The 20,956-nt window shown below is 58.8% G+C and carries 22 protein-coding genes; 8 read left to right on the top strand and 14 right to left on the bottom strand.

The genetic code is table 11. The annotated features are described in order from the left end of the window. Positions 1-30 precede the first annotated feature (30 nt). The gene (locus WNY80_RS04070; protein WP_342886046.1) at positions 31-753 is read right to left on the bottom strand and encodes a rhomboid family intramembrane serine protease; all 723 of its coding nucleotides are present in this window, start codon (positions 751-753) and stop codon (positions 31-33) included. 340 nt (positions 754-1,093) lie between these two features. Between WNY80_RS04070 and WNY80_RS04065 the strand changes: the two genes are divergently transcribed. Together WNY80_RS04065 and WNY80_RS04060 are read left to right on the top strand one after the other, a co-directional pair. Beyond that, positions 1,094-1,720, top strand: a complete 627-nt coding sequence (locus WNY80_RS04065) for a PAS domain-containing protein (RefSeq protein ID WP_342886045.1) — start codon at positions 1,094-1,096, stop codon at positions 1,718-1,720. Positions 1,721-1,903: 183 nt separating this feature from the next. After that, complete coding sequence (locus WNY80_RS04060; RefSeq protein WP_342886044.1) at positions 1,904-2,419, top strand: PilZ domain-containing protein; 516 nt, start codon at positions 1,904-1,906, stop codon at positions 2,417-2,419. Positions 2,420-2,595: 176 nt separating this feature from the next. Here WNY80_RS04060 and WNY80_RS04055 read toward each other — a convergent pair whose 3' ends face one another. Next, positions 2,596-3,579, bottom strand: coding sequence for a DUF2156 domain-containing protein (locus tag WNY80_RS04055; protein ID WP_342886043.1), 984 nt, complete (start codon positions 3,577-3,579; stop codon positions 2,596-2,598). Between the two features lie 516 nt (positions 3,580-4,095). Here WNY80_RS04055 and WNY80_RS04050 point away from each other — a divergent pair. Further along, positions 4,096-4,686 carry a transglutaminase-like cysteine peptidase gene (locus tag WNY80_RS04050; RefSeq protein WP_342886306.1) on the top strand — a complete coding sequence of 197 codons (591 nt, stop codon included), beginning with the start codon at positions 4,096-4,098 and terminating at the stop codon, positions 4,684-4,686. A 200-nt stretch (positions 4,687-4,886) separates the two neighbouring features. On the opposite strand, the gene WNY80_RS04045 is transcribed toward WNY80_RS04050, so the two are convergent. Both WNY80_RS04045 and WNY80_RS04040 read right to left on the bottom strand, forming a co-directional pair. Further along, positions 4,887-5,414, bottom strand: coding sequence for a gamma carbonic anhydrase family protein (locus WNY80_RS04045; RefSeq protein WP_342886042.1), 528 nt, complete (start codon positions 5,412-5,414; stop codon positions 4,887-4,889). Between the two features lie 168 nt (positions 5,415-5,582). Continuing rightward, a complete protein-coding gene (locus WNY80_RS04040) occupies positions 5,583-5,918 on the bottom strand; it encodes a hypothetical protein (protein ID WP_342886041.1) in 336 nt (111 codons plus the stop codon). Between the two features lie 105 nt (positions 5,919-6,023). On the opposite strand from WNY80_RS04040, the gene WNY80_RS04035 reads away from it, so the two are divergent. Beyond that, positions 6,024-6,761, top strand: coding sequence for a hypothetical protein (locus WNY80_RS04035; RefSeq protein WP_342886040.1), 738 nt, complete (start codon positions 6,024-6,026; stop codon positions 6,759-6,761). On the opposite strand, the gene WNY80_RS04030 is transcribed toward WNY80_RS04035, so the two are convergent. Further along, positions 6,754-6,960, bottom strand: coding sequence for a DUF3126 family protein (locus WNY80_RS04030; protein WP_342886039.1), 207 nt, complete (start codon positions 6,958-6,960; stop codon positions 6,754-6,756). The two genes, WNY80_RS04035 and WNY80_RS04030, sit on opposite strands and share 8 nt — an antisense overlap. Positions 6,961-7,076: 116 nt before the next feature. Beyond that, a complete protein-coding gene (cysE, locus tag WNY80_RS04025) occupies positions 7,077-7,901 on the bottom strand; it encodes a serine O-acetyltransferase (protein WP_342886038.1) in 825 nt (274 codons plus the stop codon). A 173-nt stretch (positions 7,902-8,074) separates the two neighbouring features. Between cysE and WNY80_RS04020 the strand changes: the two genes are divergently transcribed. Beyond that, a complete protein-coding gene (locus WNY80_RS04020; RefSeq protein ID WP_342886037.1) occupies positions 8,075-8,881 on the top strand; it encodes an enoyl-CoA hydratase-related protein in 807 nt (268 codons plus the stop codon). 4 nt (positions 8,882-8,885) lie between these two features. On the opposite strand, the gene WNY80_RS04015 is transcribed toward WNY80_RS04020, so the two are convergent. Both WNY80_RS04015 and WNY80_RS04010 read right to left on the bottom strand, forming a co-directional pair. Further along, positions 8,886-9,776: an alpha/beta hydrolase gene (locus WNY80_RS04015; protein WP_342886036.1), complete on the bottom strand. Its 891-nt coding sequence runs from the start codon at positions 9,774-9,776 to the stop codon at positions 8,886-8,888. Next, a complete protein-coding gene (locus tag WNY80_RS04010; protein ID WP_342886035.1) occupies positions 9,776-10,567 on the bottom strand; it encodes an alpha/beta fold hydrolase in 792 nt (263 codons plus the stop codon). The genes WNY80_RS04015 and WNY80_RS04010 overlap by 1 nt, the downstream gene beginning before the upstream one ends. Before the next feature lie 178 nt (positions 10,568-10,745). Here WNY80_RS04010 and WNY80_RS04005 point away from each other — a divergent pair, with 178 nt between their 5' ends. Next, entirely contained in the window at positions 10,746-10,991 is a 246-nt protein-coding gene (locus tag WNY80_RS04005; RefSeq protein WP_342886034.1) for a zinc-finger domain-containing protein, read from the top strand. Positions 10,992-11,024: 33 nt separating this feature from the next. Further along, on the top strand, positions 11,025-12,200 hold the full coding sequence (locus WNY80_RS04000) for an FAD-dependent monooxygenase (protein WP_342886033.1): 1,176 nt from the start codon (positions 11,025-11,027) through the stop codon (positions 12,198-12,200). Between the two features lie 156 nt (positions 12,201-12,356). Here WNY80_RS04000 and WNY80_RS03995 read toward each other — a convergent pair whose 3' ends face one another. The 4 genes from WNY80_RS03995 to WNY80_RS03980 form a co-directional block, all read right to left on the bottom strand. Next, positions 12,357-13,154, bottom strand: coding sequence for an amino acid ABC transporter ATP-binding protein (locus tag WNY80_RS03995; protein ID WP_342886032.1), 798 nt, complete (start codon positions 13,152-13,154; stop codon positions 12,357-12,359). 14 nt (positions 13,155-13,168) lie between these two features. After that, entirely contained in the window at positions 13,169-14,302 is a 1,134-nt protein-coding gene (locus tag WNY80_RS03990) for an amino acid ABC transporter permease (protein WP_342886031.1), read from the bottom strand. Between the two features lie 3 nt (positions 14,303-14,305). Further along, positions 14,306-15,514: an amino acid ABC transporter permease gene (locus WNY80_RS03985; protein WP_342886030.1), complete on the bottom strand. Its 1,209-nt coding sequence runs from the start codon at positions 15,512-15,514 to the stop codon at positions 14,306-14,308. Positions 15,515-15,656: 142 nt separating this feature from the next. Next, positions 15,657-16,679, bottom strand: coding sequence for an amino acid ABC transporter substrate-binding protein (locus WNY80_RS03980; RefSeq protein WP_342886029.1), 1,023 nt, complete (start codon positions 16,677-16,679; stop codon positions 15,657-15,659). 348 nt (positions 16,680-17,027) lie between these two features. Here WNY80_RS03980 and WNY80_RS03975 point away from each other — a divergent pair, with 348 nt between their 5' ends. Beyond that, the gene (locus WNY80_RS03975) at positions 17,028-18,215 is read left to right on the top strand and encodes a cystathionine beta-lyase (RefSeq protein ID WP_342886028.1); all 1,188 of its coding nucleotides are present in this window, start codon (positions 17,028-17,030) and stop codon (positions 18,213-18,215) included. Between the two features lie 36 nt (positions 18,216-18,251). Here the strand turns inward: WNY80_RS03975 and WNY80_RS03970 are convergent, their stop codons facing one another. Further along, positions 18,252-20,474, bottom strand: a complete 2,223-nt coding sequence (locus WNY80_RS03970) for a PAS domain S-box protein (protein WP_342886027.1) — start codon at positions 20,472-20,474, stop codon at positions 18,252-18,254. Between the two features lie 36 nt (positions 20,475-20,510). Further along, complete coding sequence (locus tag WNY80_RS03965) at positions 20,511-20,942, bottom strand: response regulator (RefSeq protein WP_342886026.1); 432 nt, start codon at positions 20,940-20,942, stop codon at positions 20,511-20,513. Positions 20,943-20,956: the final 14 nt, after the last annotated feature.

The raw sequence follows: 20,956 nt of genomic DNA, 5'->3' as shown, positions 1-20,956 counted from the left end.
GAGCACAATGCGACATCAGGCGGAGATCGATCAGTGCTGATCGAGTGGATCAAACAGGGAAAACGCCAGGAAACCGAACAGGAAACCGCCAACATGGGCCTCCCAGGCAATCGCCGAATCGGCAATGCCGAATGAAAAGCCGATGGCAGCCGCCAAGTTGATCGCGAACCAGACCAGCAAGAAAAAGAAGACCGTGCGGTTGCTCAGCGATTGCTTGACGCTCAGTCTCCGGTTCAAATGCGCGTGATCCCGACGGAAACCGCCGGAATCGCCAAAGGCAAACCGTGCAGCCGCGCCCATCAAAGCAGAAACAACCCCGGAGGCTCCGACCATGACGGTCTGGTCGCCCCAATGGAAGACGAGGAAGAGCATCGCCGACGCCAGCGCGCTCGCCATCCAGAAGATTAGGAACCGGATCCAGCCGATGCGGCGGGCAACCACCGCTCCAAAGGCTGCAAGCCAGAACGAATTGAGCGCCAGATGCCCGTAACCACCATGAAGCAGTGAATAGGTGAAGGGCGACCAGAAATAGGGACCGGCCTGCCCCGCAATACCCAGTGCATATCGCTGCGGGATGAACGCGGTCTGCAGATAGATCTCGAGCACTGCGGCCCGCGGCAGCAGCGAGTCGAGAGCCACCTGTATCGCAACCATCAACAGCAACATCGCCAGCACGACATTCGGCAGATTGAAAACCGGTTCATTCGGCGGCGACTGAGGTCCGGGAAATGGTGGTTCGTGCTCGTGGCTCATCCGCAACCGTCTCTTCTGTGCTGATTTCAATGTGACGAGCAGTAGAACCCGCGCAGCACACTGGCAACCGCAGGTCAAAAAAAAGCCGCTCGCAAGCTGCGAACGGCTGGTCGAGTCCCCTCGTCCAAAATTGTGCTGAAGGAAGTCCCTTCAAGAACTGATGACCCAAGATGGCACGCCGCAAACGCCCCGGCAATTGGAACCGATCATTAACCTTAACGCCGCCGCCGTGGCATGGTTTTCGCATTGTTAACACCATGACCGGCTGTCGAGTACCGATTGCGCCAAAACGGCACACAATCCTGGCACAGACAGCCTCCGCAAATGTGGTGGCTACAAGATGAAACACAAAAACAGCTTTGAACTCTTCGATTACTGGACCGAAAAGCGCGGTCAGCGCGCCGCACCCAGCCGAACCGATATAGAACCCGCCGACATCCGCACCCTGCTGCCGAATGTCTTCATCTGCGATCTCGCCGATGACAACCAGTTGAATTTCCGGCTCGCCGGCACTGCCCTGTGCGCTCTTCACGGACGGGAGCTCAAAGGAACGGCCTTCTCGTCGCTCTGGCTCGCCGACGGAATCCGCAACGCAGGCCGCACCGGCGCTTCTGTCGCAACCGGCGCAATCCCGGCGATCATGTCGCTGGACTGCCTGAGCCAGGGCGGCCGGGTGGCTCAAGCCGAGATGCTGCTGCTTCCGATCACCGGCCCCAGCGGTCTCAACGACAGGCTGATCGGGCTGCTGTCGGTCTTTGACCCGCCCTACTGGATTGGGCACGAACCGGTTGTCGGTTTTTCAACGACCGGCATCCGCTTCATCGACCAGACGCGCAAACCGGTGTTTCTGGCCAACCGTCCCGAGGTCAGGTTGCCGGCATCAACCCCGATTTTTGCCAACGGCTTCGCGGCCAACCGCAAGAAGGTCGGCCATCTGGTTGTACTTGATGGAGGCCGTCGCGATTAACGGGTGTAATCGGGCTTCGCTTACCCATTGTTAACATTGCCTGGATTAACATGAGGCTTCAATTGCCAGGGAATCGACAAGGCTCTCATGTTGACCGCAACTTCCGCATCGCACCCGACCGACACAACTGATCATGGGGAACAGAAGTTCCACCGTGTGACTATCTCGGTGCAGGGCCGGTTCATGCGTTCGGATCACTCCGAACATGACTGCATCGTCGACGCGATGTCGCCCTTCGACGCGGTGATCAACGCCGGTTCCCGGCCGGAAAAGGGTGAGCGCATCGTCGCTTACGTCGATTACATCGGCCGCATCGAGGGCAAGGTGACGGAGACGGGTCTGCGCTCCTTCACCATTTCCCTCAACGCCACCGACCGCAAACGCGACAAGCTCTCCGCGCAGTTGACCTGGCTTGCCAACAAGCATGAACTCGGGCTGCCCGAAGACAGGCGCCACGAGCGCGTCTCGCCGAGCAACCCGGTTTCCGAAATCCGCCTTGACGATGGCCGTCGCTATCCGTGCCGTATCATCGACCTGTCGGTTTCAGGCGCAGCGGTCGAAATCGACGTCCGGCCGGCCTTCGGCACCATGGTGCTGCTCGGCAATATGCGTGGACGCGTGGTTCGCCATTTCCAGGAAGGCATCGCCATGGAATTCATGACACTTCAGCCGGAAGACGCGATCAACCAGCTGTCATGAGCTAGGGACAACAATACCCCCCCATTGCATCAACCGGCCCTTCGTGGCCGGTTTTGTTTTGCCTGAAACATCCCACATGCTTCGCCTGCCTTGCGGTCCCCTTGGCTCAACCAACAGACTTCACCATCAGTCTGGGATGGCCTCTGGCTATGCGGAACCTGGACCTGCGGCCATTTTCATACCAAACGGCAAGCCCAGATCAGCTTCAGAAGCCGCGGCAGGCTCGGCAAGGTGTTGAACGCATAATAGGTCTGGCGTTCTTCTCCACCAAAACTCGCCTTGTGCTTGGCCAGGTTCTGCCAGGGGTAGAAGAAACGGTTGCTGAGGTAATTGGTGTACAGGAACCGAAACCCGCGCCGCGCCAGCCAGTTCTTCTCGAAATCCTTGTCCTCGATCCGGTGAAACGGAGAAAGGCCAAGGTGAAAACTGGACACGCCTTCGGCCTGGAATGTCTCGACCGCCGTGCGCACGATGAAATAGGCGGCAAGCGGATCCGATCCCGGTAGCCACCGCCGGGTGGCGGAAAGATAGCCGGTCGCCCGCCCGTTTTCATAAACCGGATCGAAAACAGCGAAACCCTCCGGAGAACCATCGCTGTTGAGCAGGAAGAACTTGCGGACCCCCGGCTCATCGGCAAGCGCCACCGGACGGGCCAGGAAACGTAAATCCCTGTTCTTGGTGACCTTCGTGCTCTTCCACCCCTCTGAAACTGCCTTCAGGTCCGCCGGACTGAATTCCCCCGCCGACATTTCGCGGACCTGGTAGCCCCGGGAGATCATCCGGTTGGACGCCGTGCGATAGCTGCGCCGTTGCGGTCCGGCAAAGGAAAATGTTTCAAGATCAACTATGGTTTCGCATCCGAACTCGTTGACGAAGAACGAGCGGCTGGAAAGGATCTCGGCTGTATTGCGCGAAGCCTGGCAGAAGACGACATCGCCATGCTCGGCGACAAAGGCGTCGATGAGGCTCTCGTGGCGGCTCCGGTCTGCAATCGGATCGGCCAGCACAAACGCGGTTCTTCCAACCTTCTTGTAGGCCAGAAAGCCTTGCTCATCTCCGAAATAGCGGAGTCCCGGCTGGAACGCAGTCGAATAAGCGATCGGAAAATTGCCATACTGCCTGAGCAGCTTGAGGCGAATTTCGTCTGAAATACTTTCCATACTGGCCTGAACAAAGGGTTGGAGAAAAATTGGACCGCTGGCCTTGGTGGTTTTCAAGCGACAGCAGCAACAGGAACGACCAACCCATTCTTCGGGCGGGCGCAATCCATCCCGGTTAAATAGTTCAATCACCGACCGCAACCAAAATAGCCGGTCGAAACGACATTATCAATTCTCGGCCCCACCGGTTCGCTACACACAGTCAGCCCAGATATGACTATTTAGCGGACATGGACCGGCCTTCATCAAGGTCCGACGCTACTGCGTCAGGCCATCTTCGATACATCCGTTGCGCTGACAGGAGTGCGGCTGCAATGGTTGCCAAACGCTGAATGCCATTGCGTATATTTTAGTCGCGTTTTACGCCAATTTTACTTCAGTTTTATACTTGTTTGAATTGCATTAGTTTCAATTAAGTACTTAATTATACTGCTGTTTTTTGCGCAACCTCAAAGTCTGAATGGCATTGTTGTCCCATAACGGGGAAACAAGACAATGCACAAACACATTCAAGCAATGGGGAAAATTGCTGCGGCGTTCGGCCTGGCAATCACTGTCAATACTGCTGCCGTGGCAGCTCCCACGAACCTTGTGGCGACCGGCAACACCAATCCGCCGATCGGCCATTTCGAGTTTTGCAAGACCTATCCGAATGAATGCACATCGCTCGGCCGGGACCGCGGTCCCATGGCGCTGACGCGAAAACACTGGGCGACGATGCTTGAGGTCAACTCGCGCGTCAACCAGAGCATCCGGCCCGACACGGATCTCAACATCTATGGCGTCGAGGAACTCTGGTCCTATCCGCGTGCCGTCGGCGATTGCGAAGACTACGTGCTTCTCAAGCGGCACATGCTGATGGAGAAGGGGTTTTCTCCCAATGACCTGCTGATCACCGTGGTTCTGCAGCCCAATGGCGAAGGCCATGCCGTGCTGACAGTCCGGACGGATTACGGCGACTACATTCTCGACAACATGCGCGGCGATGTCCGCCTCTGGTCGGAAACCGGTTACACCTTCGTCAAGCGGCAATCATCCGAGCACGCTGCACGCTGGACCAAGCTTGGACCGGGATCCGCCACCAACGTCGGCACAATCAGCAACTGATCTGTTACGTCCCGGACCAAAGGCCGCGGGGGCCATCCGGAACGTCCGTCACAAGAACCGTTCGCAGCCATTGCGCGTGGTTCAGGGTTAGGCTCTGGTCGAGTCCCCATGCTTCCCCGCAACGGCCAGGCCTTGAGCCGATCCCAATGTCCCCTGGGGTCGGCTCCTTCATTTGCAGCTACAGGCAGCGGGATCCCGCATCAGCCGATGCGCGTCAGCCCCTTGGCAAAACGCTTCGCGTTTTCGACATAATGGCTGGCTGACAGCTTCAGCATCGCTTCCGTCTCGGCGCCGAGGCTCCGGACCACCTTGGCCGGCGAACCGACCACCAGCGAATTGTCGGGAATGACCTTGCCTTCGGTTACCAGCGCCCCTGCCCCGATCAGGCAATTCTCGCCGATCTTCGCACCATTGAGCACCGTCGCGCCCATGCCGACCAGACTGTTGTTGCCTATGGTACAGCCGTGCAGGATGGCCGAATGACCAATGGTGCAGCCATTGCCGACGACCAGTGGAAAGCCCATATCCGTGTGCAGCACGCAGTTTTCCTGGATGTTGGAGCCTTCGCCGATGGTGATCGGTTCATTGTCGCCGCGAAGAACCGCACCGAACCAGATACCGGCCCCCTCCTCCAGAATGACATTGCCAATCACCTGGGCGCTTTCCGCCACGAAATAGAAATCCTCAGGCAGCTTCGGTTGCGTCCCGTCCAGGCTGTAAATCGCCATTCAAATCTTCCTCTCTCTGCGTCACTGTCTTCAACCACGGTCCCAGAGACTGATTAAAGCGTTTGGCCGCCCAATGGTATGATTCTGTTTCCCGACGGCCGTCTCGCAGACCTTCAACGACGGTTATTGAAGCGAAACAGACTGATTGAACCAGTCCAGTAATAGCCCCTAGGCCAGAAAATAGCCGCTGGCGAAAGCCATTTGAAGCACGATGACGCCTGAGCACATCGACCAGCCGGCAGCAACCAGCGCCAGCACCACGTAAAGCGGCAGCGAAACCTGGCCGGCGCGCCAGTTCCTGAAGCCGTTGATCAGCAAGAGCCGCGGTCCCACCAGCGCGGCCAGAACAAGTTCAGCCCCGATCCGCAACGGGCGCGCCGGTACTCCGGCAGCCTCAGGTTCGCGCCACCCGCCAAGCCGGACAATCTCCAGCCCGACCCAGGCGGCTGCAAATCCGGTGGCCATTGCAAAAATCGCGGCGAGGAAATCGACAGAATAAATCATTGGTTAACCATGCCCGGTCCAGAGTTGATGCTCGACAATCATCTAGCAAGTGCCATGCCGCGGCTGGATGCTCCATTTTGGCACAGATCGAAACAACCGGCACCCATGTCCGACACATCATCCACAATCGAACATGCTCCGCTGCTGTCGCCACGCTTCGTGTGGAAACTGACGGCAGTCATCACGGCCATGTGCCTTGTCACCCTGGCGATTGCGGTCACCGGACGAATGATCGGGAAAAGCATTTCCTATGCCGGCAATACCGCAGACCGGACATTGCATGAAATCATCATCGGCCATGACGTCATCAGCCTGCCATCAAACGTGATCCGCTTTGAAAGCCAGCGTGTCTCGGGCGTCCAGAACGCGGTCGATACCTACTTTTCATGGCCGGGAATGAACGGGTACAGCGAAGCCCGCCGCGATATTTTCAACCAGATCCGTTCAGCCAACGGGCTTGTCTTTGCCAGGATCGCGCAGGCCACCATGTCCCGCGACATGTCAGGCAGATTCACGCCAATCTACAAGAGACTGACCGACGGCCCGCCGCTCGCCGGACCAAGCGGCCTTGATTCCTTCAGGCTGCGTCCGGGTGCAGGATATGCAAATGAATTGATGTATGTGGAACGCGCCGGAGGCGAACGGCCCTATGCCGTCCGCTGCCTGGTGGAAGAACCGGCCGGATCGGACAGCAGCTTCACCACCCGGACCGGTTGCCAGCGTGACATCTTCATCGGCAAGGACCTGTCAGTCACCTACCGCTTTTCGATCGACCTTCTGCCGCATTGGCAGGAAATCGAGCACGATGTCCGCAAGCGCCTCGAAAAGGCGTTGATCAGGTAAGGTCGACGTCCAGGATGGCCATCGAGAAATTGTAGGACAGGTCGCCGTCTTCATCGTCACGGAAGACGATGCCGAGGAATTCGTCGCCCAGATAGACTTCCGCCGAATCATCCTTCCGCGGCCGGGCCTTGATCACCATCTTGTCATTGAAAATGCGCTTGAAATAAGCGTTCAGCTTGATGATTTCGTCCGGTTTCACAGTGCTCTCCTGGGCAATTGGGTTCGCCGGGCTTTTGGCACGGACGGCGGGCTAAATCAAACCCGCGTTCTGGTTTTCAAGCTAATAACGCTGTGCAACACCAACGCCACCCGGTCTCAGGTGGCGTTGTTGAGCATCTGGTTCATTGCCCGGGATGGTTCTTCGCAACCCGCAGTGCCGACGACGCGCGCGGGCACACCTGCCACGGTCGAGTTCGGCGGAACCGGCTTGAGCACGACCGATCCTGCAGCCACCCGGCTGCAATGGCCGATCTCGATATTGCCAAGCACTTTGGCGCCGGCACCGACAAGCACGCCATCCCCGATCTTGGGGTGGCGGTCACCGGTTTCCTTGCCCGTCCCGCCAAGCGTAACCCCTTGAAGGATAGACACATTATCGCCAATCGTGGCGGTCATACCAACGACGAGGCCAGTCGCATGATCGAGGAACAGCCCCTTGCCGACCTTTGCCGCAGGATGAATGTCCGTCTGGAAAATTTCCGATGAACGGCTCTGCAGGTAGAGCGCCAGATCGATCCGTCCCTTGCCCCACAGCCAGTGCGCGAGACGGTGAGTCTGGATGGCATGGAACCCCTTGAAATAGAGCACCGGCTGGATGAACCGTGTGCAGGCCGGGTCGCGGTCGTACACGGCCTGGATATCGACGCGCAGCACCGATCCCCATTCCCGCCAGTCATTGACCATTTCCAGAAATGTCTGCCGCAGGATATTGGCCTGAAGGTCCTGGTGATCGAGTCGCTCGCACACGCGGTGGATAACCGCTTCCTCAAGCGAGGGCTGGTTGAGAACGGTCGAATACAGGAAGGCCGCCAGCAGCGGATCCTGTGCAATCGACCGTTCGGCCTCCATGCGAATCGTATCCCAGATGGGATCGATGGCCTTGACGGATTTGCCCGCCTGTACGCCTGAATTCGCTGCCATTGCCGCCTCCGGGCTTTGTTGCATCTTCAATCCCGCGAGTTTTTTCCAAACCCACCGGGTACGCTGAAGCGTCTTGATAAGGTCTCCATGACCGATGATCAAATGAAGACATTTGAACGCAGCCATCAATTAAAGATAAGACACAACGCTGAAAAAACAAATGGGCGGATGAAATGGACGTAAACATATCCTTTGCAGACGGCGGCATTGACGCCGCTGTCACCGACAACCGCATCGGCCGGCTGACCATAAACCGACCCGACAAACGCAACGCCCTGACCGATGCTATGTGGCGCGCGGTTCCAGACGCGATCGACTGGCTGGTCAGCAAACAGCATGTCCGCGTCATTATCCTGTCCGGCGCCGGCGGCCGCGATTTCTCCGCGGGCGCCGATATTGGCGAATTCGCAACCTTGCGAAAGGACGCCACCACGGCACGTGCCTACGAGGCGGGAAACTCGGCAGCTTTCGCAGCAGTGCGCAATTGTCCCGTCCCGGTTGTGGCAGCGGTGCGCGGTATCTGTTTTGGCGGCGGCTTCGGCCTTGCCGCTGCGGTCGACATCAGGCTCGCCGATGCGACCGCCCGCTTTGCCATTCCGGCTGCCCGGCTAGGCCTCGCCTACCCGCTTGACGCGGTTCAGGATCTTGTCCGCGCGCTGGGCGATCAGCAGGCGCGCCATGCCCTGTTTTCCACCCGGGAACTGTCTGCCGAACAGGCCCTGGCCTGCGGATGCCTGATGGCGCTGTGCGGACCCGGTGAGCTTGATACGGAGGCGCTTGCCCTCGCGGCCTCGATCGCGGCTGCAGCCCCATTGTCGGTTCGCGCCTCGAAGGCCGCAATTTCGGCCGTGCAAAGCGGTTCCCGGGAAGATCATGACCAGGCAGCACTCCTGGCAGCCTCAACCTTTGACAGCACCGACTACGCCGAGGGCCGCCGGGCCTTCATGGAAAAGCGTAAACCCGCCTTCAAGGGCGTCTGAAACGTCAGCCGCGCCCCTCGAGCTTGTCGAGAAACCCGGAAATCGCGTCATTGAAGGCGTCATTGCGGTCACCAACCACCATGTGCCCTGCCCCGGACACATCGACGAAATCGGCATGCGGCACCATTTCGCGGAAAGCCTTTACCGCTTCCTCTGTGACCAGTTCGGATTGCTGTCCCCGCACCAGGAGGACCGGGATGGTCAGGCCGCGGGCAGCTTCGATGAGCCGTTGCTGGCCGGTTTCCCAGCCGTGATTGATGTTGCGCGGCCCATCGATGAAGGCCGGATCCCAATGCCAACGATAGCGGCCATCATCGCCCTGGCGCAGGTTCTTCGCCAATCCGTCGAGTGAACGCCGCGGCGCCCGGTGCGGCAGATAGGCGGCAATCGCAGCCGCGGCCTCCTCAAGAGTTGCAAAACCTTCGCGCATCCGCTCGGCCATGAAGCCCTGGATACGGCTGACCCCGTCGGCATCCATGTGCGGCGTGATATCGACCAGCACCAGGCCTGCAAGCAGGTTCGGACCGCCAAGGTGTTCGGCCATCAGACCGGAAATACCGCCGAGCGAGGCACCGACCAGAACCACCTTCTTGCCGGTGAGTTCAGCGATCTCGCGGCTCAGTGCAACGGCGTCAGCGGCATAATCGTCAAACGCATAGCTCTTGTCCTCGACCCATGCGCTGTCGCCATGACCGCGCTGATCGAGCGTGAACGCCATGTGCCCGGCATCGGCGATGCGGCGCGCGGCACCACCCCACGCATGCCGCGTCTGCCCGCCGCCATGCAGCAGCAGCACCGGATTTCCGTGCGCCGCACCGCGAGGTTCATGCACATCGGCAACCAGCCGGTTGCCGGAGACGCCGGTGAAATCCATCTGCCTTTTCATGTCTTTCATCAAATAGAACCCGCTTCAACGTCATTAAAAAACTCAAGTGCCGCAGCCTTGAAGACCTTGTCGCCTACCGCCAGCATGTGATCGCGATTGGGAATGTCCACGGCACGGGCGCGCAGCATCAGTTGCGCCAGCTCCTCGGCCGAGCCGGCAATGTCGTCGCGTGTGCCGACACCGATCAGGGCCGGCATGGTCAGGCGCGCCAGATCGTCCTGGCGCACCAGTGTTCGCGATGTGCTGATGCAGGCAGCAAGCGCCATACGGTCGCTCTTGGTCTGCTCGGCGAAGGCGCGGAACATGCGGCCGCGTTCGTCACTGACATCATCGAGCGAATCAGCCAGCAGGGCCGCTGCGATCGGATCCCAGTCCCCCACGCCCTCGATCATGCCGAGCCCCAGGCCGCCAAACACCACAGAGCGAACCAGGTCCGGCCGCGCAATCGCAAGAAACGCCGAAATACGCGCGCCCATCGAATAACCCATGACATGGGCGGAACCGATATCGAGCGAATCGAGCAGCGCGGCAGCGTCAGCCGCCATCATTTCAGGATGGTAGGCTTCGGGATCATGCGGCTTGTCGGACTGGCCATGTCCGCGATTGTCGAGCGCAATCACCCGGAAACCCGCCTCATCCAGCGTCTTGAACCAGCCGGGAAACACCCAGTTCACATGTGCGGTGGAGGCAAACCCGTGGATCAGCAGTATCGGAAACCCGTCCGGATTTCCCGCCTCGTACCAGGCAATCTCGACATCCCCGGACGTGAAACGCCCGGCCTGCAACCGATCCAGATTCATGTGAAACCCCTTTCACTCCTTACCTAGCCCAATCCTGCCGCCATGCAAATGTCGTTGCCCACCGTTTTTGCCGCCATGACTTGCAAGTATCGGCTTGGTGTTGAATTACCGGCTACACTTTTGCGAGGTCAGCGTATAAGGTCCGCTCCAAATCGAGTTCGCCACGACGGAGAGATGCATGGCTGACCACAAAATCCCGCATTTTCAGAACGATGCAGGGCACGCCGCAATCGAAATCGGTGCCAAGGAATTCATGTGCGTGGGCGCCAATCCGCCCTTCGACCATCCGCATGAGTTTCTCGACATGGGTGCAGACAATGAAAAGGTCTGCCCCTACTGCTCGACGCTCTACAAGTACAATCCGGCATTGCACGGCGATGAAACAATCCCGGCCGGATGTTCATGGGTTTACCAGGCAGCCTGAGGGCAATTTCTGCTGCAGCTCCGGGAGGGCGCAGTGACAGCCCGTAACATTGTGATCATCGGCGCCGGAATAGGCGGCCTGACGACAGCACTCGCCTTTGCCCGCAACGGCGATGGCGTGGATATTGTCGAGCAGGCGCCAAACCTCAGCGAGGTCGGCGCCGGCCTGCAGGTTTCACCGAATGCCAGCCGTATCCTGATTGCGCTTGGCCTTGGCGATGCATTGCGCGAGGCCATGATCAGACCGCACGAGATCGTCCTGGCGTCAGGCAGGTCACTTCGCAAAATCACCCACGTGCCCTGCGGCGAGTTTGCGGCAGACAGATGGGGCGCACCCTATGGCGTCATGCATCGCGCCGATCTCCAGTCGATGCTGCTTGAAGCCGTCATCGCGCATCCGCATTGCCGCCTGCATCTCGATCAGCACATCACCTCGTCCGATATCACGGAGTTGCCGGACCGGTTGGGATTGCCCGGTGCCGGCCTTTTTGTCGGCGCCGATGGCGTCTGGTCACAGGCGCGGCGGCTGGTTCCGGGCGCGCCCAAACCGCGATTCTCCGGTCAGATCGCCTGGCGCTTCAAGGTGGCGGCGGAAACCACCCGTTCGGTTCTCAACCCGACCAACGTCACCGCATTCCTGGGATCAAGAACCCACCTGGTTGCCTATCCGCTCGAACACGGAAAAACCATCAACATGGTGGCGATCACGCAAGGATCCGATCCCGGCGAAACATGGGCTGAACGTGAAAACCCGAATGGGCGCATGGAACTGCTCAACGCATTTGCCGACTGGCACCCGGATCTGCGCACCATCCTTCGCCAGGCACCTGAAATGACCTGGTGGCCTCTGTTCGAGGTGCCAGACGGCCGCTGGCACGAAACCGGCAGCCCGGTCCTGATCGGTGATGCCGCCCATGCCATGACACCGTTTGCCGCCCAGGGTGCGGCCATGGCGATCGAGGACGGATATGAGCTGGCCCAGGCCTGCACCGGCATAAGCGGGGATCTCGCGGCAACTCTCAACACTTACGAGACCAGCCGCCGTGCCCGGATTGGCCGCGCACGATCCCGTGGCGCCTTCAACCAGTTTGCCTATCATGCCCGCGGCCCGATCCGCCTTGGCCGGGATCTGGTTCTTGCCCTCAAGCAGCCCGAAAGCCTCGCTGCCGAACTCGACTGGCTCTACGGCTACCGCGCAACAGGGCTTTAACAGGTCAACCGACAGCCGACCGATTGCAGCAACGCAAACACCGGCGCGCACTTTCCAACCAGATCCGATGATCAAAAAAAATCCCCGGAAACCAGGTTCCGGGGCTCTATAGAAATGTAGCTGCCTTGGCCTGCACATGAGGCCAACCTGCAAACCCTAGTGAAGGATCTGGCTCAGGAACAGCTTGGTCCGCTCATGTTGCGGATTGTCGAAGAACTCGTCGGGCGCATTCTGCTCGACGATCTGGCCCTGGTCCATGAAGATCACCCGGTTGGCGACCTGGCGCGCAAACCCCATTTCATGGGTCACGCACAGCATCGTCATGCCTTCTTCTGCCAGGCCAACCATGGTGTCGAGCACTTCCTTGATCATTTCCGGATCGAGCGCCGATGTCGGCTCGTCAAACAGCATGATACGCGGGTTCATGCACAGTGAGCGCGCAATTGCCACGCGCTGCTGCTGTCCACCCGACAACTGCCCTGGATACTTGTTTGCCTGTTCGGGGATCTTCACCCGTTCCAGGTAGTGCATGGCGATTTCCTCGGCCTTCTTCTTCGGCATCTTGCGCACCCAGATCGGCGCCAGGGTGCAGTTCTCCAGGATGGTAAGATGCGGGAACAGGTTGAAGTGCTGGAACACCATTCCGACTTCGCGGCGGACCTCATCGATCTTTTTCAGATCGTTGGTCAGTTCGATGCCGTCGACGATGATCTTGCCCTTCTGGTGTTCTTCCAGCCGGTTGATGCAACGGATCATGGTGGATTTGCCGGACCCGGACGGTCCCGCGATCACGATCCGCTCGCCGCGCATGACCTTCAGGTTGATGTCACGGAGAACATGGAACTCGCCATACCACTTGTTCATGCCGATGAGCTCGATCGCCACATCGGTTTCCGAAACCGTCATTTTCGAAGGACCGGCGCCTTCTTTTGCTGCTGCGTTACTGTCAGCCATGGTTGAGTTCCCTTTTATCGTTTGTGGCCAGTGTCGAGACGCCGTTCCATATAGGCGGAATAGCGCGACATGCTGAAGCAGAAGATGAAGAAGACGAACGCGGCGAAGACGAAGCCGGTCGCCGGTGTTGCAGGTGAAATCCAGTTCTGGTCATTCATGTTCTGCTGAACAATGCCCAGCAGATCGAACAAGCCGATGATCAGCACCAGGCTGGTGTCCTTGAACAGGCCGATGAAGGTGTTGACGATGCCTGGAATGACCAGCTTGAGCGCCTGCGGCATAATCACCAGCCGCGTGCCCTGCCAAAACGTCAGGGCCATGGCATTGGCCGCCTCATACTGGCCTTTCGGAATCGCCTGAAGACCGCCACGGATCACCTCAGCCATGTAGGCCGACGAGAACAGCGCTACACCGATCAGCGCCCGGAGAAGCTTGTCGAAGGACACGCCGTCTGGAAGAAACAGCGGCAACATCACCGAGGACATGAACAGCACCGTAATCAACGGCACACCACGCCAGAACTCGATGAAGATGACACTGAACATCTTGACGATCGGCATTTCCGACCGCCGACCCAGCGCCAGCAATATGCCGAGCGGGAACGACACCACGATACCGACAATGGCAACAACCAGCGTCACCAGAAGGCCGCCCCAAAGCGGAGTCTCGACCGGTTCGAGCCCGAATTGTCCCGTCAGGAGAATGAACGCCAGCACCGGAAAGACCACCAGCAGGTAAAGCGCGTTCTCGCGCTTGTAAGGCACCGAGGGAATCGCAATCGGCACCAGGCCCGCGATCAGAAGCAACCCGGACAGGTTGACCCGCCAGCGTTCTTCGATCGGGTAGCGCCCGTAGATGAACTGGCCGAACTTGGCCTCGACGAAGGCCCAGCAGGCGCCGGTCCCCGGCGCGATGCAGGCTTCGCGGTTTTCACCGGTCCAGACAGCACTGATAAAGGCCCAGTTGATGATCGGCGGAACGATCCAGAGCAGAAACAGGAATGTCAGGATGGTCAGGATGGTGTCACGCGGCGTGGCAAACAGGTTGACCTTGAGCCAGCCAAGAACTCCCCCGGTCGAGACCGGTGGCGCCATCGTCGGGCTTTCCTGGGTGCGCACATATGCGATTGATTTTGCATTGTTATTCATGGCTCAGCGCTCCACCAGTGCGACACTGGAGTTAAACCAGTTCATGAATGCCGACGTTAGCAGCGACAAGGTGAGATAGACCAGCATGGTGATCGAGATCACCTCAACCGCCTGCCCGGTCTGGTTGAGCACCGTACCGCCAAAGATCGAGACCAGGTCCGGATAGCCGATGGCCACCGCCAGAGACGAGTTCTTGGTCAGGTTGAGGTACTGGCTGGTCAGCGGCGGAATGATGACCCGCATGGCCTGCGGCACCACCACCAGACGGCTGGTCAGGTTCGGTCTCAGTCCCAAGGCGAACGCCGCTTCGGACTGTCCGTGCGAAACTGCCAGGATACCGGCGCGGACAATCTCGGCGATGAACGAGGCTGTGTAAAGCGACAGACCGAGAAGCAAGGCCATGAATTCCGGCTGAACCACCCAGCCGCCGGTCATGTTGAAACCCTGCAGGCTTGCATATTCAAGCGACAGCGGCCGTCCCGAAACAAGGAAGGTAATCAGCGGCAGGACGATGAGCAGGCCCAGCCCGGTCAGGAACACCGGAAACTGCTGGCCGGTGGCCATCTGCCGCTTCTTCGCCCACCGCCCGATCAGAATCCAGGCGATCACGGCGACAACAATTGCGTAAAAGACCAGCTGGGCTCCGCTTTCCGGCACGATGCGCGGCATGTAGAGGCCGCGGTTGTTCAAGCTGAAGATAACCTCTGTGCCTGGCTCCAGGCCAACCTGCCTGGGAGATGGCAGGATCGAAAGAACCGCCTTGTACCAGAACAGCAGCTGCAGCAGCAGCGGGATGTTCCGCAGGGTTTCGACGTAGACCGTCGCGAATTTCTGCACCAGGTAGTTCTTCGACAACCTCGCCAGCCCGACGACAAAACCGATCGCGGTGGCAAAGAAGATGCCGATAAACGCCACCACCATCGTGTTCAGCAGGCCGACGAAAAACGCCCGCAAATAGGTGCTGTCATTGGTGTAGGGAATGAAGGACTGGCCGATATCAAAACCGGCGCGTTCACTGAAGAAGCCAAGACCGGAAGCAATCCCTGCCCGCGCCAGGTTGTCGATGGCGTTCGTGACGCCGGAATAAACCAAAAAGATGACGGCGATAATCAGCAATGCCTGGAATAAGAGGCCGCGCGCCTTCGGGTCATTCATCAACGATACGCGTCCGGAATCGTCAGCGTCGGCCGAGACGCCTGTCTGATGAGCCATATCTGTCCCCAACTCTGTTGCCCGGACCTTCTGGCCGGATCATTAGATAACCTGTCGTCGTTGCGTCAGGCCTTTTCCGTGCGCCTCAAGCGACCGGAAAAAGCGGGCCCCTGTATGGAGCCCGCTTCATCAGTTCAAGCGCTTAGCGAAGCGGCGGTGCGTACTGCAGGCCACCCTTCGACCACAGTGCGTTCACGCCGCGGTCGATAGCGAGCGGGGTCGATGCGCCGACGTTGCGTTCAAACACTTCGCCGTAGTTGCCGACCTGCTTGATCACATTGTAGGCCCAGTCATTGCTCACGCCGATGGCTTCGCCAAAGGTGCCTTCCTTGCCAAGAAGACGCATGACGTTCGGGTCAGTCGAGCCGAGCATTTCATCAACATTGGCCGAGGTGACGCCCATTTCTTCAGCGTTGAGCATTGCGAAGTGAACCCACTTGACGATGTTGAACCACTGGTCATCGCCCTGACGAACCACAGGACCAAGCGGTTCCTTGGAGATCACTTCAGGCAGAACCATGTGCTCGTCCGGAGCCGACAGGCCAAGACGGATCGAATACAGGCCCGACTGGTCGGTGGTGTAAACGTCGCAACGGTTGGCGTCGTAGGCTGCGTTGACTTCCTCGAGCTTTTCAAACACGACCGGGTTGTAGGTCATGCCGTTGGCCTTGAAGTAGTCGGTGAGGTTCAGCTCGGTGGTGGTGCCGGTCTGCACGCAGACCGAAGCGCCCGACAGCTGCAGCGCGGAATTCACGCCGAGCGACTTGCGCACCATGAAGCCCTGGCCGTCGTAGTAGTTGACGCCGGCAAAGTTGAGACCCAGCTGGGTGTCACGGCTCATGGTCCAGGTGGTGTTGCGCGAAAGCACATCAATTTCACCGGACTGAAGCGCGGTGAAACGCTCCTTGGCCGAAAGCGGGCTGAACTTCACAGCCGTCGCATCGCCAAATACGGCCGCGGCTACGCCACGGCAAAGGTCCACGTCGAGACCTGACCAGTCACCCGCGTCGTTCGGGGCGGAAAAGCCGGCGAGGCCCGTGGACACGCCGCACTGGACGAATCCCTTTGCCTTGACATCATCCAGTGTTGCGGCGGAAGCTGCAGAGGCTCCCAAGCCTGCAACGGTCGCGATACCAACGACAGCCGACAAAATCTTATTGTTCATTTGATACAACCTTTTTTTCTGTTGCCCTGTTTTGGGTGCTGCAAAAGCGACAGGAGCCATTTTTTGCCCTCTGCCCGTATCTCCTTGCACCCCTTTATACCATGCCGAAATCAGTCATGGGTCAAGTCTCACTTTGCCTAAAATTGGCAAATCAACCGTTTTGCATCCTCGAACCAGGTTGAGCCTACTAACTGAATTCAGCGGCGAAGCACTCTTCGAGCATAAATCCAATCTCTTTTTGCACCTGCCCCATGCACCTCCGCCGGTGCTTGTGGTCACACCCAACTCGCGTTAGATCTTCGACCCGGTCGGCGACGCCATAATGCAAATCCAGAAAACGGGTCAAGTATGAGCAACACATCCAACACATCGAAGGCAGGCATCAACACGCGGCTGGCGCATTCGGGCCATGATCCGCGGAGTTTCCATGGCTTCGTCAATCCACCTGTTGTGCACGCATCGACCGTATTGTTTCCCGATTCGGCCACCATGGTCTCGCGCAATCAGAAATACACCTATGGCACCTACGGCACCCCGACCACCGATGCCCTGAATGCGGCCATGAATGAACTGGAAGGCTCGGAAGGGACGATTGCGGTTCCCTCGGGCCTTGCAGCCATTACCGTGCCATTCCTCGGCGTGCTGAGCGCTGGCGATCACGTGCTCGTGGTTGATTCTGTTTACGGGCCAACGCGGAACTTCTGTACCGGCATGCTGGCGGGTTTCGGCATCGAAACCACCTATTATGACCCGTCCATCGGCGCCGGCATCGAAAGCCTGATGCGTCCCAACACCAAGCTTGTCCACACCGAAGCCCCGGGCTCCAACACGTTCGAGATGCAGGATATCCCGGCCATAGCCGAAGTGGCCCATGCCCACGGCGCGCTGGTCTCGATGGACAACACCTGGGCGACACCGCTGTATTTCAAGCCACTGGATCATGGGGTCGACATTTCCATTCATGCTGCCACCAAATACCCCGCCGGCCATTCAGACATCCTGATCGGCACGGTATCGGCCAACAAGCAGGCCTGGCCCGCCGTCTGGAAAGCCTTCACCATGCTCGGTGTCTGCGCCAGTCCGGACGACAGCTACATGACCCTGCGCGGATTGCGCACCATGGGGGTAAGGCTGGCACGGCATCAGGAAAGCGCACTGGCAATCGCCCGGGCACTCGAAGACATGCAGGGCGTGGCAAGGGTCCTGCATCCCGCGCTTGAAAGCTTTCCCGGGCATGATTTGTGGAAGCGCGATTTCTGTGGCTCCTCGGGCATTTTCTCGATCGTGCTCGATGTGGCCGATGCCAGCCGCCATGAAGCCAAGGCGCATGCATTCCTCGATGCCTTGGAGATTTTTGGCCTGGGCTATTCCTGGGGCGGCTATGAAAGCCTCGCCGTCCACGCCAATCTCTCCGACAGAACGGTAGCACTTCCGCCAAGGGAAGGCCCGGTCATCCGGCTTCAGATCGGACTGGAAGATGTGGAAGACCTGATGCCCGACATCGAACGCGGGCTCGCCGCCGCCAAATCGGCCTAACCGCCCTCAAACCGCCGGACAGAAATTTCTGACCTTTTATGCCGGGAGCGTGACGATGAATCGCGTGCCTCTCTCGCAGGACGTATCGAGCACGATGCGTCCGTCGTGGCTCTCGGCAATCCGGCGGCACAGGGCCAGGCCTATGCCTGTTCCCGAATAGAGTTTTTCATCCATATGCAGCCGCTGAAACACACCGAAAATCCGCTCTGACTGTGCCGGGTCGACGCCGATGCCATTGTCCTCGACAACGATTGTCACCCCATCCTCATCGGCACGTCCGGTCACACGGATCACGGCAGGCTCTCCCTGCTGGCGGTACTTGATCGAATTCGCAAACAGGTTCTGAAACAGCTGCGTCAGCAGATGCAGATCGGCCTGCACCGCGATGTCCGCGTCGAAAATCAGTTCGGCCCCGGCCTCCAGCGCATTGACCGCAAGGTTTTCCCAAGCGGCACTCACCGCGTCCGACAGCCGGATGGTTTCCGGATTGATCCGCTGATAGGCCAATTGGGAATAGGCGAGCAGGCTGTTGATCATCCGGTCCATCGAGTCACTGCGCTCGGAGATATAGCCAGAGAACATGGTCAGGTCTTCAGTCTTGCCGGCACCCACATCCTCGGCGATCATGTCGGCAAACAGCCGTATCTGCCGAAGCGGCGCCTTGAGGTCGTGCGATACGATACCGCTGAACTGTTCGAGCGCGTCGTTGCGCAATTCAAGCGCACGGGACTGACTTGCGATCCTCGTCTGGGCGTCGCGGATCTCGGATATGTCGCGGCCGACCGAAACCAGCTCCACCGGCTCGCCGTTATCGAACACCATCAGGTTTGACCACTGGTACCAGATTTCCTCGCCGGCGGGATTCACCAGTGCCTGTTCGCTCGTCTTCAAAGGCTTGCCCGGGGAAAGGCTGGACAGGTGAACCCTCAATTCCTGCCTGTGGCTTTCGGGCACGAAGTCGAGAAACTTCCGCCCGATCATCTCATCGACCGAGAGACCGACAAAACGGGCGTAGTTCTCATTGACATATGTCAGGGTGGTATCCGGCTTCGCCCGCGTGATGAAATCGGGAAGGTTTTGCACCAGTGTGGTGAACTCGTGCTCTTTCCGCTCCAGTGCGCGCTCGATCTCCACCCGCTCGGTAATGTCTTCGACAAAGGCCAGGGCAACCGGCTCCGCTGCGTCAGCCAGCCGCTCCAGGCGAACCCTGCACATGTAGGTGCTGCCATCCTTGCGCCGGTGGTGAGTGTCAAAGACATGGACCTTGCTATCACCTGACAGGATCGGGGCTATGACTTCGTTGATTTCATCTTCAGTCAAGCCGACGTTGAATTCACGCGGCGAAAGCCCGCGCAATTCGTCCATGCTGTATTGCAGGTTGTCGCGGGCGGCTCTGTTGGCACTGATGATTTTTCCGTCTGTCAGGCTGGCCAGATAGACTTCCTGCTCCACCCCTTCGATGATCAGGCCGAGCTGTTCGGCCTCGGACTTTATCTTGCTCAGCGCGGTGACGTCTGTCCGGACACCGACCCGAAAATTCTCGTTGGTGACGCGCTCTTCAACCAGCATCGTTCTGTCCGGACTGATATGCTGGACGAAAGGTTCGCCCGGCCGGTCATGCTGCTCGATCCTCTTGCGAAGCCAGTCCTCCTGTGCTTCGGGCGTGTCACCGGCATCCGGATACTGCCCATGCTCCAGGCCGTAGCGGATAACCGATTCAAAGGTGTTCCCGACCTTGATCGCCGGAGCGGACAGCGAGTAAATCTCCCGATAGGCATCATTGCACAACATCAGGCGGTCCTGGTCGTCGTAGACGGCAAAACCTTCAGAGATCGTATCAAGCGCTGTGTTGAGAATCGTTTCGGCACGCAACCGCTCTTCCTGCGCCCTATAGATCTCGCTGAGATCACGAACCAGCGCGACCGACGCAAAGGCTTCGCCTTCCGCAGTTTCAATCCTGCTGACGGTCAGTTCACTTGGAAAAACACTGCCATCCTTGCGCCGGAGCTCGAGACGCCGGTGGATCGGCTTGGCTTCCCGGCTCAACGGATAAAGAACATTGCCGACGTCCTCGGCATCCTTGCTGGAGGCATAAAGGCCCGCAGCATTCATCCCGACAAACTCCTCACGGCTATAGCCAAACTTCTCTATTGCAGCGGGATTGACCGTCAAGACACGCCGTCTGGCATCAACGACCAGCACCGGATCCGGCAGCGTGTCGTACAACGCCTTGAGCATGTTTTCAGGCGACAGCTGCATCAGGCTAGCAATCCATGTGCAGCCGGCAAGACAGGCTCACAGGTAATCTTCGGAACAGGTATCCGACAGTTGGTCGCGGGTATATTCCGCCACGATGAAGCTGATTACCGTAGCGTCGATCTCGTCCTTGCCGATCTTGAAATCGACACCGTAATCCCGGAACTCCTCAAAATACTTGCCGCTGATATCCGATGAAATGATCCCGATCGGCCCGATAAAGCCCGCCTCGCGCAATTGCGGCGCGGTTTCACGAAAATCATTGTTGGGCACAAGCCGGTTGTCCAGAAACACCATGTCCACCCCGCCTGCCTTGACGATATCGACGGCTCCGCCGATATCGCCGACGTAATCAAGCTCGATGGATGTTTCGCTGGCCTTCTTCAGCTTTCGCTGCAGCAGGATGTGTTCGGCCGGATCATCGTCAATCAGCAAAACCCTCAAATGCTTGCGGTCCTGTGTTGTGCTCATGGAAGGCCTCCCGA

Source organism: Hoeflea sp. AS16, from assembly GCF_038900095.1.
Lineage (GTDB): Bacteria > Pseudomonadota > Alphaproteobacteria > Rhizobiales > Rhizobiaceae > Hoeflea.
This window is presented reverse-complemented; position numbering and strand designations above follow the sequence as displayed.